The organism is Pseudoalteromonas sp. CO348, assembly GCF_004208845.1.
Taxonomy (GTDB): domain Bacteria; phylum Pseudomonadota; class Gammaproteobacteria; order Enterobacterales; family Alteromonadaceae; genus Pseudoalteromonas; species Pseudoalteromonas maricaloris.
The window spans coordinates 44,152-58,064 of the sequence record NZ_SGPI01000016.1; the positions used below are offsets into that span (position 1 = coordinate 44,152).

Below are 13,913 nucleotides of genomic sequence, written 5' to 3' on the forward strand. Positions count from 1 at the left end.
ATAAAAGGGCTAATAGATGCACGAAGGTGTGATGAAGGCATGGCTAGAATCTTCGCATTTGTACGGCGGTAACGTTGCGTACGTAGAAGATCTATATGAGGCGTATCTAGATGATGCAGCTTCAGTGCCAGAAGAGTGGCGAGAGGTGTTTGATCAACTACCTAAAGTTGATGGAGTGGATGTTGACACTAAACATTCAGAAGTAAGAGCGCAATTTGCGGAGCTTGCTAAAAACAAACACAGAGAAGTCGTGGTTTCCGCAGAGGGTTCTGCTGATGCCAAGCAAGTTAAAGTTCTGCAGTTAATTAATGCATTCCGTTTCAGAGGTCATCAGAACGCAAACCTAGATCCTTTAGGGATTTGGGATAGAGAACGTGTTCGCGATCTTGACCCTGCTTTTCATGATTTAACCGATGCAGACTTAGATAAAGAATTTAACGTTGGCTCTTTTGCTTGTGGCAAAGAGACAATGAAACTCAAAGACTTGTACGCTGCGCTTAAAGCGACATACTGTGGCTCTATCGGTGCTGAGTACATGCACATCACGTCTACCGAAGAAAAACGTTGGTTACAACAGCGTTTGGAATCGTCCTTCTCGAAGCCACAATTCGACAAAGAAACCAAACTAAGAATCTACAAAGGTCTAACTGCTGCAGACGGCTTAGAAAAGTACTTGGGCGCAAAATTCCCAGGCGCTAAGCGTTTCTCTCTAGAAGGCGGTGACTCACTTGTGCCTATGCTGAAAGAGCTTATTCACCGTGCTGGTGAAAGCGGTCAGCAAGAAGCCGTAATTGGTATGGCCCACCGTGGTCGTCTAAATGTACTAGTGAATGTATTGGGTAAAAACCCACAAGAACTCTTTGACGAGTTTGCTGGTAAATACGGCGAGCACGCAGGTTCTGGTGACGTTAAATACCACATGGGTTTCTCTTCTGACTTTGGTACGAAGGGCGGCAATGTTCATATGGCATTGGCATTTAACCCATCTCACCTTGAAATCGTAAACCCGGTAGTAATGGGTTCGGTACGTGCTCGTCTTGACCGTTTGAATTGCCAAAGTGGTTCTAAAGCATTACCAATCACAATTCACGGTGACTCTGCAATCGCAGGTCAAGGTGTCGTTCAAGAAACGTTTAACTTATCGCAAACACGTGCATACGGCGTTGGCGGTTCGATCCGCATCGTAGTTAATAACCAAGTTGGTTTCACTACGTCAAAACGCGAAGATACTCGTTCGACTGAATACTGTACTGATATCGCTAAAATGGTTCAGGCACCTATCTTCCACGTGAATGCAGATGATCCTGAAGCCGTTGCTTTCGTTACACAAGTTGCACTTGATTTCCGTAACAAGTTTAAACGTGATGTGGTGATTGACTTAGTATGTTACCGTCGTCACGGCCACAACGAAGCGGATGAGCCAAATGCAACGCAACCGCTGATGTATCAGAAAATCAAAAAGCACCCAGTACCTCGCCAATTGTATGCTGATCAACTTGTGCGCGAAGGTGTGATTTCTGAAGACGATGCGAAACAAATTGCTGACGATTACCGAAATGGTCTTGATAAAGGCGTTTGTGTCGTAGAAGAAATTCAAAAAGAAACCAAACACTCATCAGATTGGTCTAAGTATGTTGGTCACGATTGGGACACGCCGTATGAACCAAAGGTTGCGCTAGATAAACTCAAAGCGCTTGGCGAAAAGATTGCGAGCTACCCAGAGGCTCATAAAGCACAATCACGCGTTAAAAAGATTTACGATGATCGTAAACTTATGGCGCAAGGCGAGAAAATGCTTGATTGGGGTATGGCTGAGACATTGGCTTACGCGACCTTGGTTGATGAAGGCACTGATATTCGTCTTACCGGTCAGGATTCTGGTCGTGGTACATTCTTCCACCGTCATGCCGTAGTTCATAACCAAAAAGACGCGTCTACTTATCTTCCACTGCAAAACATTCGTGAAGGCCAAGGCCTGTTCGAAGTGTACGATTCAGTACTTTCGGAAGAAGCGGTACTTGCATTCGAATATGGTTACGCGACAGCAGAGCCAACGTCATTGGTTCTGTGGGAAGCGCAATTTGGTGACTTCGCCAACGGTGCTCAAGTCGTATTCGACCAATTCCTAAGTTCAGGTGAGCAGAAGTGGGGTCGTTTATGTGGTCTAACACTACTTCTTCCTCATGGCTATGAAGGTCAAGGTCCAGAGCACAGTTCTTCGCGTTTAGAGCGTTATTTACAGCTTTGTGCTGACCACAATATGCAAGTATGTGTGCCGTCAACACCAGCGCAAGTATACGCAATGCTACGTCGTCAATCGGTGCGCCCGCTACGTCGTCCTCTGATTGTAATGACGCCTAAGTCGCTTTTACGTCATCCATTAGCTGTTTCTAGCCTAGAAGAGCTATCCGAAGGCGTATTCAATAATATGATCGATGAGATTGATGATATCAATCCTGAAAACGTTGAGCGTGTTGTGTTCTGTAGCGGTAAGGTTTATTACGAACTACTGCAAGAACGTCGTAAGCAAGAGCTTAACAACGTGGCTATCGTTCGTGTTGAACAGCTATATCCATTCCCTCACAAAGAGATGGATGAGATCATGGCTCGCTACCAGCACGTAAAAGATTTTGTTTGGTGTCAAGAAGAGCCACAAAACCAAGGTGCTTGGTACTGTTCACAGCATCATTTCTGGGAAGCTATCCCAGCTGGCGCAAATCTGACTTATGCAGGCCGTAAGGCTTCAGCTGCACCAGCATGTGGATACATGTCTACACATACTAAAGAACAAAACGCGTTAATTGCTGACGCTTTAACAATTAAGAAATAAGGAATAAGAGATGACAACCGAAATTAAGGTTCCTGTTCTTCCTGAGTCTGTTGCCGATGCAACGGTTGCTACATGGCATGTAAGCGTTGGTGATAAAGTGACTCGTGATCAAAACTTAGTTGACATCGAAACGGATAAGGTCGTTTTAGAAGTTGTAGCGCCAGAAGATGGTGTTATCGTTGCAATTTCTGAAGAGGAAGGCGCAACCGTTCTTGGCGAACAAGTTATTGCACAACTAGGTGCTGCTGATGAAGCAGCAGCGCCTGCTCAATCAAATGAAAAATCAGCAGCGTCAGAATCGGCGCCAGCAGCAGAAGGTAAAGAAGTGGACATTAAAGTACCTGTACTTCCTGAGTCAGTAGCAGACGCTACTATCGCAACTTGGCACGTTCAACCAGGTGAAGCGGTTAGCCGCGACCAGAATCTAGTTGATATTGAAACAGATAAAGTGGTTCTTGAAGTTGTTGCACCTGAAGACGGTGTGATGGGTGAGCACATCCACGCTGAAGGTGAGACAGTACTAGGTGATCAAGTTATCGGTAAAATCGTTGCCGGTGGCGCACCAGCTGCATCATCAAGTGCGAAGAAAGAAGAAGCACCAGCTGCTGCTTCTGACGAAAACTCAGATGTACTAACACCATCTGTTCGTCGTCTTATCGCAGAGAAAGGCCTTGATGCTGCCAAGATCAAAGGTTCTGGTAAAGGCGGCCGCATTACTAAAGAAGACGTGGATGCTTTCCTTAAAGCACCAGCAAAATCAGAGTCTAAGCCTGCGGCTTCTGCACCAGCTGCCCCGGTAGGTGAGCGTACTCAAAAACGTGTACCTATGACTCGTCTACGTAAGACAATCGCTAACCGCTTATTAGAAGCGAAGAACTCAACAGCAATGCTGACAACGTTCAACGAAGTAAACATGAAGCCAATCATGGATCTTCGTAAGCAGTACCAAGAGGTATTTGAGAAGCGCCACGGTATTCGTTTAGGTTTCATGTCTTTCTACGTGAAAGCGGTAACTGAAGCACTTAAGCGTTTCCCTGAAGTTAACGCGTCAATCGACGGTGACGATATCGTTTACCACAACTACTTTGACATCAGCATCGCGGTATCAACACCTCGTGGTCTAGTGACTCCAGTACTACGTGATTGCGATAAGCTTTCTGTTGCTGAAATCGAGAAGAATATTCGTGAATTGGCTATTAAAGGTCGTGATGGCAAACTAACTGTTGACGATATGACTGGCGGTAACTTCACTATTACCAATGGTGGTGTATTCGGTTCACTACTATCTACGCCTATCATCAACTTGCCACAGTCTTCAATCTTGGGCATGCACAAAATCCAAGAACGTCCTATGGCAGTAAACGGTAAAGTTGAAATTTTACCTATGATGTACCTAGCACTATCTTATGACCACCGTCAAATCGATGGTAAAGAGTCAGTTGGTTTCCTAGTAACAATTAAAGAGTTGCTTGAAGATCCAACACGTCTACTACTAGACGTATAATATTTGTTTAAAGAATAAGCTGTATGCTCGCATACAGCTTTTTTTTTTGCGCCTTTGGTCTAAGTGGGGTTTTCATCAGAAGCCTTGGGATCTATACTATGTGCGCAATTTGGGATAGCTGACTATTTGCATAAATATTCAGCTTTTTTAGTATAAAAAATTGGATAAAGCATCATGAATTTGCATGAGTATCAGGCAAAACAACTTTTTGCCGAATATGGTTTACCTGTATCAGAAGGCTTTGCTTGTGATACACCTCAAGAAGCAGTTGAAGCTGCTGGTAAAATCGGTGGAGACAAGTGGGTTGTTAAGTGTCAAGTACACGCTGGCGGCCGTGGTAAAGCTGGCGGTGTTAAACTTGCAGACAGCAAAGACGAAATCCGCGCATTCGCTGAAAACTGGTTAGGTAAAAACCTAGTTACTTACCAAACAGACGAGAAAGGTCAGCCTGTTGCTAAAATCTTAGTAGAAAGCTGCACTGATATTGCAAATGAACTATACCTAGGTGCTGTTGTTGACCGTGGTTCACGTAAAATCGTGTTCATGGCATCAACCGAAGGTGGTGTAGAAATTGAACAAGTTGCAGAAGAAACGCCTGAGCTAATTCATAAAGCTGAGATCGACCCACTAGTAGGTCCTCAAGCTTACCAAGGTCGTGAGCTAGCGTTCAAACTAGGTTTGAACCCAACTCAAGTTAAGCAATTCACTAAGATCTTCATGGGTCTAGCGCAAATGTTTATCAACCACGACTTTGCTCTACTAGAAATCAACCCTCTAGTGATCACAGACGCTGGTAACCTACACTGCCTAGACGGCAAAATCGGTGTAGACGGCAATGCATTGTTCCGCCAGCCTAAGATCCGTGAATTCCACGATCCTTCACAAGAAGACGCTCGTGAAGCACACGCAGCAAGCTTTGAGCTTAACTACGTAGCACTAGACGGTAACGTTGGTTGTATGGTTAACGGTGCAGGCCTTGCTATGGGTACTATGGACATCGTAAACCTACACGGCGGCAAGCCAGCTAACTTCCTAGACGTTGGTGGCGGCGCGACTAAAGAGCGTGTATCTGAAGCATTCAAGATCATCCTTTCTGATGACAATGTTAAAGCAGTACTAGTTAACATCTTCGGCGGTATCGTACGTTGTGACATGATCGCTGAAGGTATTATCGGTGCGGTTAAAGAAGTTGGCGTAAACGTACCAGTAGTTGTACGTCTTGAAGGTACTAACGCTGAAGCTGGTCGTGAAGTACTAGCTAACTCTGGCCTTGACATCATTGCAGCTGAGTCACTAACTGACGCTGCTGAGAAAGTAGTTGCTGCTGCGGAGGGCAAATAATGTCTGTACTAATTAACAAAGATACTAAAGTAATCTGTCAAGGTTTCACTGGTGGTCAGGGTACTTTCCACTCTGAGCAAGCTATCCAGTACGGTACGCAAATGGTTGGTGGTGTTTCTCCTGGTAAAGGCGGCACAACTCACCTAGGTCTACCTGTATTTAACACAGTACGTGAAGCGGTAGAGTCAACTGGTGCAACTGCATCTGTTATCTACGTACCAGCTGCTTTCTGTAAAGACGCTATCCTTGAAGCGATCGACGCAGGTATCGAGCTAATCGTATGTATCACTGAAGGCATCCCTACACTAGACATGGTTGATGTTAAAGTGAAGCTAGAAGAAACTGGCGTTCGCATGATTGGTCCTAACTGTCCTGGTGTTATCACTCCAGGTGAAACTAAGATCGGTATCATGCCAGGTCACATCCACATGCCTGGTAAAGTAGGTATCGTGTCACGTTCTGGTACTTTGACTTATGAAGCAGTTAAGCAAACAACTGACGCTGGCTTCGGTCAATCTACTTGTGTTGGTATCGGTGGTGACCCAATCCCAGGCACTAACTTCATCGACGTACTAGAGATGTTCCAAAACGATCCGCAAACTGAAGCTATCGTCATGATCGGTGAGATCGGCGGTACAGCTGAAGAAGAAGCGGCTGAGTACATCAAGCACAACGTAACTAAGCCTGTTGTTTCTTACATCGCAGGTGTTACAGCTCCTCCAGGTAAGCGTATGGGTCACGCTGGTGCAATTATCGCAGGCGGTAAAGGTACAGCTGACGAGAAATTCGCAGCGCTTGAAGCAGCGGGTGTTAAAACAGTTCGCTCTCTTGCAGAAATCGGTTCTGCACTAAAAGAGAAAGCGGGTTGGTAAGTTAATACCACACGTTAAAAAGGCTCCTCAAGGAGCCTTTTTTGATCTAGCTATACCAATTGCATGAGGGGATTATGCCTTTTCATAAACTCGGTCAGCTTTGTGAAGCCACAAAAAATGAATTATTAACACTTACTCAGCAAAACCCAACGTTCGACACTAAGCGCTGCTGCCGCAATGAAATATTATTGCAACAAGGGCAAGTGCAACGTCATGGCTTTTTTATCCACTCTGGCAAGCTTGTGTCATCGGTTGTAAATGAAACAGGGGAGCTAAGACATAAGGAGTTCTATTTTGCTGGTGAACTTTGTATTTTATTTGCTGAATGGATCCAAAAATCTCCCAGCTTCTATCAAATCTCTGCATTGGATGATGCAAAGATAGTACTCGTTCCGCTAGCCGAATTAGAACAAGATAATCTTCGCGCACTTAAATTAAAATTATTAGAACAGCAGTTGCTATTCAAAGAAGCAAAAGAAGCTTTTCTATTACTAAATACGCTGGAGCAAAGATATTGTTTTTTGCGTGACGAACGTCCGCATTGGGTTAATGGTTTAGCCAATTATGATCTGGCTAATTATTTGGGCGTAACGCCTCAAGGGCTATCACGCCTAAAGTCGCGAGTGAACAAAGCACGAGCGACTACAACTAAGCGCTAGCTCAAAGACTATATTCACGCTCTACCTTAGCAATACGAGTTGTATAGCTTTGATACCATTTTTTATTGCCGTTCTTTTGCGCCTCAATATGCTCAGCATTGGCTTTCCATGCTTTGATTGATTCTAGGTCGCGCCAATAGGAAACGGTGATCCCAACCTCTTCACGCGCTGATTCTAATCCTAAAAACCCGGGTTGAAGCAGTGCAAGCTCGACCATTCTCGACGCGGTTTGGGCGTAGCCCTCATCGTCTTCATTTTTAATATTGGTAAAAATTACGGCGTAATAGGGTGGTGGTGGAGTAGTTGCTATCATAAGTTGAAGCGCAGTAAATTGCAGGTATTAAGTTTATACCAATTAACCTGTGCTTAAATCAATCACGATAAATGATGAGTTGCTTATCAGAGCATCTCATCATGTAGGTATCGCTAAGGTTATTCAACCCCAAAAGGATTGTCTATGCTATGTGCAGGTTCAGTAAACCAACGTGGACCATCGTCGGTCATATAGAAATGGTCTTCCAAGCGAATGCCAAATTCATCAGGAATAACCAGCATAGGTTCATTTGAAAAACACATTCCAGCTGCAAGCGGTTCAGGGTTGTCTTTGACTAAATAAGGCCATTCGTGGATATCTAAGCCGATACCGTGTCCAGTGCGATGTGGGCAACCAGGTAGTTGATAATCAGGACCGAGACCATTGCTAGCAATATACTCTCTCGCGGCCTTATCAACAGCGCCACAGGGCACCCCAATTTTGGCTGCATTAAATGCTGCAATTTGCGCTTGCTTCTCGATTTGCCAAACGGACTTTTGCTTTTCACTGGGGTCGCCAAAAACATAAGTACGGGTGATATCACTAAGATAGCCGTGTAACTTACAACCTGTGTCGACGAGAACCACATCGCCTTTTTTCAGCGTTTGTGGATTTTTTACACCATGTGGGAATGACGACGCCACACCAAATAGCACAATACAAAAATAATTACCCGGCGCCCCCACTTTTTTGTGCGCTTCATTAATAAAGGCTTCAACCTCAGTTGTGGTGATCCCGTCATACAGCATAGATGCCGTTGCTTTATGTACGGCAAGTGTCATGTCCATTGCACGTTGAATAAGGGCAATTTCATTGGCCGATTTATGCATTCTACAATGCGCGGTTACTGCCTTTGCATTGATAAGCGAAAGCTCAGGTGCCGCGAGTCTGATCCCATCAGCAACAAAAAACGCAGTGCTTTCGTCAATGGCGAGCGTGCCTGTGCTATCAATATTGAGTGTGTTAAGTACGTTTGCGACGAGCTGGTAAGGAGATTCTTCTTCTTGCCAAGCATGAATAGGGCCTTCAATCAGCCAATAATCCTTAATAGAGCCAATTTCAAAAAACGGGACGATAAACTGAACTTGTCCATTGGCGGGTAAAATAGCACCGACCAAACGCTCACTGGCGTACCATTGTAAACCAGTAAAGTATTTTAAATTTGTACCAGCATTTAAATAGAGTGCATCAATGTTGTTCTGCTGCATATATTGTTGAGCTTTCTCTATTCTTGCTAAATACTCGCTTTCGCCAATTGGCGCTACGCCTTTGGTCATATCTTCTAAGTTATCTAGCGCCTGTTGCGCGCTCTGGTATGCAATACCTTTCATTTTTGTGATCCTTAGCTAATTAAATCGAGCAATACTAAAGGGAGTAAGATCGATGTCGTTGGGCTTGTTGTCAATAAGATCTGCGATACATTCACTTGAAATTGCGGCTTGGGTCAGTCCTAAGTGCTGATGACCCAGTGCAAAATAAAGGTTGTGATGATTTGGCGCTTGTCCGATGACAGGTAAATAATCTGGGAGTGAGGGACGGCAGCCAACCCACAAGTTATCATTTTGCTGTGGCAGCGATGAGTTTAACAATATACTTGCATGATGCAATAATGCGCGAGCACGGCGGTAGTTGGGTTTACTCTCCAATGTGGCAAATTCTACAGTACCTGCCAGTCGCAAACCTTGTGACATGGGCGTCATAATAAACCCTCGCTCACTTGATGCGACAGGTCGTGTAAGCGTATTATTCACTGCCAACATGTTGTGATAACCGCGCTCGGCAATCATGGGCAGTGAGTAACCTAAAGACGCACAGAGCGTTTTACTTGCAGCACCCGTTGCCACAACGACTTTGTTAAAGGCCATCTTGTGGTTATTCGAGTTGAGTGTGTAGCCATGCTCTGTGTGGGTAATATTGTCGATCGAGCCTTGTTGGAATGCTCCCCCTAGCTCCATAAACTGCTCATATAACGTCAAACAGAGAGCGTAGGGATCTGTGCTATGCGCGACTTTATCAAAATACAGTGCCGAGGTAATGGTACTTGATAGGCTCGGCTCCATTTCTCGGGCTTGATCACCTGTAAGTAAGCTCACTGAGATATCTTGTTCGGCGTATTTTTTATAGCTTTGACGCGCAGAGCTTTCGTCACCTTCAAATACCAGTAAACTGCCGTTGCTAGATATAAGTGTATGATATTTATCACCAAGTAAACGCTGGTATGCGGGTAGTGCGCGTTCATTTAAACTTCTAAGTGCGATTGTACCTTTGTGGAAACAGCTACTTTTCATTTGCTTTAAGAATTGTACAAACCAAGGAATATTTTTGAGCAAAGAGGTGGTCTCAATTCGCAAAGGCCCCACCGGATTGACTAACATGCCAGGTACTTTTGTGAGTAAAGCTGCGTCTGCCATGGGGAATACCTGCTCTGTGGCAAAATGCCCCGCGTTACCCTTAGAGCACCCCTCTGCGGGCTGATTTTTATCGAACAAGGTAACAGCGTGGCCTCGTCGAGCTAATTGCAGTGCGGTGGTGATCCCAATGATCCCTGCGCCTATCACTGCAATTTTATTATTACTTTCCACAATTTACCTCACCATCCTAAATTGTATTTCCACATAGACATCAATCAGGTCTCGTTTAAATACCTACAAGAAAAAATTTACTACTTATAAATCATAAGATTACAGATATTTAGGCCAGTCATTTGAGTTGATGGCTAAAAAATCTGCCTTTTGAATATTGATTATTGTATACAATATACCTATGATGGCAAGCACAATAACTAAACAACCTAATGAAAGGCGAGAACCATGAACGTAAATTGGCAGGGTGTATATCCAGCAGTAACCACTCAATTCCATGATGATGAAAGCATCAACTTTGATACTACCAAAGAGATGATAGATAACCTGATTAACGAAGGGGTTCATGGCATCATAGTATTAGGCACCGTCGGTGAAAATTGCTCACTCACGGCTGACGAGAAACGCCAAGTTTTAAAAGCGGCAACAGAAGTGGTAGGTGATAGAGTGCCACTGCTTAGTGGTGTGGCTGAAACCACAACTGCGCTTGCTGTCGAGTTTGCCAAGGATGCAGAAGCGCTCGGCATAGATGGACTGATGGTATTGCCGGGGATGGTTTACCGCTCAACCGAGCGCGAAGCTATTCATCATTACCAACAGGTTGCGCGAAGCACAGCATTACCTATTATGATTTACAACAATCCGGTGACCTACGGTGTCGATGTGTCTATTGAAGGCATGAAAACCTTAGCTGAGGAGTCCAATATTGTTTCTGTAAAAGAAGCAACGGAAGATACCCGTCGTATTAGCGAGCTGTTTAGCGCATTTGGCGATCGCTACGTGGTATTTGGTGGTGTTGATGATATCGCACTGGAAAGCCTGATGCTTGGTGCGACGGGTTGGATCTCGGGATTGACCAATGTATTCCCACGCGAGTCAGTGGCTATTTATAAACTTGCTGAACAAGGTCGCTATGAGGAAGCGCGCGCGCTGTGGCGTTGGTTTTTACCTTTGCTACGCTTAGATACTATTCCCACACTGGTACAGTGCATCAAATATGCAGAACATTTGGCTGGACGTGGTAGTGAAGTGACTCGTTCTCCAAGATTGCCACTCACCCAAGAGCAAAAGGCTTACGTGAGTCGTTTGTACGAGGAAGCGATGGCAAATCGAATTGACTTAAGCCAATATAACTTGGACTAAGCGTATGATTTTAGGCACCTACTATTGTATAGATGGCCACACCTGTGGCAATCCCGTGCGCTTGGTCACAAGCGGTCATCCAACGCTTTTGGGCGAGAGCATGAGTGAAAAGCGCCAGCATTTTTTACGTGACTACGATTGGATAAGGCGCGCACTGATGTTTGAGCCCAGAGGCCATGACATGATGTCGGGTGCCTTTTTATATCCACCGACCACTGCTGATGGGGATGTGGCAATCCTATTTATCGAAACCTCTGGGTGCTTGCCTATGTGTGGGCATGGCACTATCGGGACAGTCACTTTTGGCCTTGAAAGCGGCCTTATTACTCCAAAGGAACAGGGTGTACTCAAGCTTGACACCCCTGCGGGGCGCGTGAATGCCTATTATGAGATGAAAGCAGGTAAAGTGACTTGGGTAAGGCTCTACAATGTGCCGGCATTTTTGGCTTACCAAGCGGTGCCTGTCCATGTTGATGGGCTAGGGGAGTTCATCGTTGATATTGCCTATGGCGGTAACTTTTACATTATTGTTGAGCCTCAAAGTCTATTTGCTGGTGTGGATCAAAGTTGCGCCGCCGAATTACTGGCGTGGAGCCCCAAAGTGCGTGCGGCAGTTAACGCGCAAATAAATCCAATTCATCCAGAAGACTCTACCGTGTGTGGCGCCTCCCATGTGTTATGGACAGGCAAGCCACAACATCCAGATAGTCATGCGGCCAACGCGGTATTTTATGGCGATAAAGCGATTGATAGGTCGCCTTGTGGCACCGGCACAAGTGCACGAATGGCACAGTTGTTTGCAAAAGGACTGCTAAAAGATGGCGATACTTTTGTTCACGAGAGCATCATAGGCAGCCAATTTATCGGTAAGGTCGAAGGCACAACTGAAGTCGCGGGAAAAGCCGCAATTCTGCCAAGTATTCAAGGTTGGGCACGTCAAACGGGGAGTAATTGTATCACTGTAGATGACGAAGACCCGTATGCATTTGGTTTTCAGGTGCTCTAGCCATTAAGTCTGAAAGAAAACAGGAGCTAACAATGAATTTATCAGGAAAGAGCTACATCAACGGTGCGTGGCAAGCCGCACAAACGGCAACAACGTTTTGCGCGTTTTGCCCGGCAACCAATGAACCGTTAACGCAAGCATTTTTTAACGCCAGTGAAGCACAAGTAGAAGAAGCCGTTAATGCAGCAGAGCAGGCTTTTAAGGCTTATCGTAAAACCTCGATGACTGCTAGAGCCGAATTTTTAGAGACCATAGCCCAAGAAATTCTCGCCTTAGGTGATGAGCTGATCACCACCACGATGGCAGAAACTAACCTGCCAAGGCCTAGGCTTGAGGGCGAGCGTGGCCGCACGGTAAACCAATTAAACGCATTTGCCGCAGCGCTGAGAGATAACCTAGCAGAGCTCAGTCTAGATAAAGAAGAGCAAGCAGACCCAAATCGCACGCCGCTGCCTAAGCCAAAAACACAGCTTAAGCATATTCCTATTGGCGTTGTTGCAGTGTTTGGCGCGTCAAACTTCCCGTATGCCTTCTCTACGCTTGGGGGCGATACTGCAGCTGCGTTAGCCGCTGGCTGCCCTGTGGTATATAAAGGTCACCCAGCACATCCGGCAACGTGTGAGCTAATGACCAAAGCCATCGCCACAGCAATAAGCAAGTGCGATATACCAAGCGGGGTGTTTTCAATGCTGCAAGCGAAAGCATACGATGTCGCGCATTGGCTGGTTAAAGCCGAGCCTATCAAAGCGGTTGGATTTACAGGCTCCTTTGGCGTTGCAAAAGCATTGCAAGACACCATCACGAAGCGCCATGAACCTATCCCGCTTTACGGTGAGCTTGGCAGCGTAAACCCGCAAATTGTCTTACCTGAAAAGGTACAGTCGCAAGGCGCAGAGCTTGGTGCACAACTTGTCCAGTCCTTACTTATGGGTAATGGCCAATTTTGCACTAGCCCCGGTATTTGGTTGGTGCCAAGTAGTAGTTCGCAAGCATTTATCGAGACGGCTAAACAAAATATTAGCGCAGCGCCTTCAGATACCCTATTGACTTCGGGCATTTTAAAAGCTTATCAAAACAGCATAGCGGCGCTAAAAGCACACCCTCAAGTAACATTGTTGAGCGCTGGTGAGCAAGCACAGCCGTTTCACGCAAGCGCTCACTTGTTCCTAACGGATAGCGAAAGCTTTGCAACCGATGCAAGGCTTAAAGAAGAAGTCTTTGGGCCAAGTGCTTTAGTGGTGAGCTATGATAACTTAGCGCAGCTTGAAGACTTAATCGCAGACTTAGATGGGCAGCTCACCGCCAGTATTCATGGCACTGAGTCTGACCTACATCAAGCCGAAGATATTATAGAGGCGTTACAATACCGCGTAGGTCGATTGATTTACGGGCAAATGCCAACGGGCGTTGAAGTGTGCGCCACCATGAACCACGGTGGGCCGTTTCCGTCATCAACCGATGTACGTTCAACATCGGTAGGGTTAGAAGCGCTCAAACGATTCGTAAGACCAATTTGTATACAAAGTTAAGCAAACCAAGCCCATAGTACTGCTATGGGCTTTTTTATTCAGACATAATTCGCACATCGAACTTATATACTCGACAAACATGCAATTTGAACTCAGATACGTTTATAATGAGTTCATAAAACAATAATTACTAA

The 13,913-nt window shown here is 45.4% G+C and carries 11 protein-coding genes; 8 read left to right on the plus strand and 3 right to left on the minus strand.

The features are described 5' to 3' along the window. The first annotated feature begins 16 nt into the window (after nucleotides 1-16). From sucA to EXT48_RS06835, 5 genes are all read left to right on the plus strand, one after another. Nucleotides 17-2,830, plus strand: a complete 2,814-nt coding sequence (sucA, locus tag EXT48_RS06815) for a 2-oxoglutarate dehydrogenase E1 component (protein WP_010371459.1) — start codon at nucleotides 17-19, stop codon at nucleotides 2,828-2,830. A gap of 10 nt (nucleotides 2,831-2,840) precedes the next feature. Continuing rightward, the gene (gene odhB, locus EXT48_RS06820; RefSeq protein ID WP_130163986.1) at nucleotides 2,841-4,334 is read left to right on the plus strand and encodes a 2-oxoglutarate dehydrogenase complex dihydrolipoyllysine-residue succinyltransferase; all 1,494 of its coding nucleotides are present in this window, start codon (nucleotides 2,841-2,843) and stop codon (nucleotides 4,332-4,334) included. Between the two features lie 174 nt (nucleotides 4,335-4,508). After that, the gene (sucC, locus tag EXT48_RS06825; RefSeq protein WP_010371452.1) at nucleotides 4,509-5,675 is read left to right on the plus strand and encodes an ADP-forming succinate--CoA ligase subunit beta; all 1,167 of its coding nucleotides are present in this window, start codon (nucleotides 4,509-4,511) and stop codon (nucleotides 5,673-5,675) included. Beyond that, nucleotides 5,675-6,547: a succinate--CoA ligase subunit alpha gene (gene sucD, locus EXT48_RS06830; RefSeq protein WP_099641555.1), complete on the plus strand. Its 873-nt coding sequence runs from the start codon at nucleotides 5,675-5,677 to the stop codon at nucleotides 6,545-6,547. The genes sucC and sucD overlap by 1 nt, the downstream gene beginning before the upstream one ends. A 74-nt stretch (nucleotides 6,548-6,621) precedes the next feature. Beyond that, on the plus strand, nucleotides 6,622-7,206 hold the full coding sequence (locus tag EXT48_RS06835; RefSeq protein ID WP_130163987.1) for a Crp/Fnr family transcriptional regulator: 585 nt from the start codon (nucleotides 6,622-6,624) through the stop codon (nucleotides 7,204-7,206). 1 nt (nucleotide 7,207) lies between these two features. Here the strand turns inward: EXT48_RS06835 and EXT48_RS06840 are convergent, their stop codons facing one another. From EXT48_RS06840 to EXT48_RS06850, 3 genes are all read right to left on the minus strand, one after another. Further along, nucleotides 7,208-7,519 (minus strand): antibiotic biosynthesis monooxygenase, encoded by a 312-nt coding sequence (locus EXT48_RS06840; RefSeq protein ID WP_130163988.1) that lies wholly within the window; start codon nucleotides 7,517-7,519, stop codon nucleotides 7,208-7,210. Nucleotides 7,520-7,638: 119 nt separating this feature from the next. Further along, nucleotides 7,639-8,850, minus strand: a complete 1,212-nt coding sequence (locus tag EXT48_RS06845; protein WP_130163989.1) for a Xaa-Pro peptidase family protein — start codon at nucleotides 8,848-8,850, stop codon at nucleotides 7,639-7,641. Nucleotides 8,851-8,865: 15 nt separating this feature from the next. Next, nucleotides 8,866-10,101 carry an FAD-binding oxidoreductase gene (locus EXT48_RS06850; RefSeq protein WP_130163990.1) on the minus strand — a complete coding sequence of 412 codons (1,236 nt, stop codon included), beginning with the start codon at nucleotides 10,099-10,101 and terminating at the stop codon, nucleotides 8,866-8,868. A 228-nt stretch (nucleotides 10,102-10,329) separates the two neighbouring features. Between EXT48_RS06850 and EXT48_RS06855 the strand changes: the two genes are divergently transcribed. Genes EXT48_RS06855 through EXT48_RS06865 form a run of 3 tightly spaced genes read left to right on the plus strand, consistent with a single transcriptional unit; the run spans nucleotide 10,330 to nucleotide 13,779 of the window. Further along, nucleotides 10,330-11,244, plus strand: coding sequence for a dihydrodipicolinate synthase family protein (locus tag EXT48_RS06855; protein ID WP_039495753.1), 915 nt, complete (start codon nucleotides 10,330-10,332; stop codon nucleotides 11,242-11,244). A 4-nt stretch (nucleotides 11,245-11,248) separates the two neighbouring features. After that, a complete protein-coding gene (locus EXT48_RS06860) occupies nucleotides 11,249-12,250 on the plus strand; it encodes a 4-hydroxyproline epimerase (RefSeq protein ID WP_130163991.1) in 1,002 nt (333 codons plus the stop codon). Between the two features lie 32 nt (nucleotides 12,251-12,282). Then, complete coding sequence (locus EXT48_RS06865; protein WP_130163992.1) at nucleotides 12,283-13,779, plus strand: aldehyde dehydrogenase (NADP(+)); 1,497 nt, start codon at nucleotides 12,283-12,285, stop codon at nucleotides 13,777-13,779. Nucleotides 13,780-13,913 lie beyond the last annotated feature (134 nt).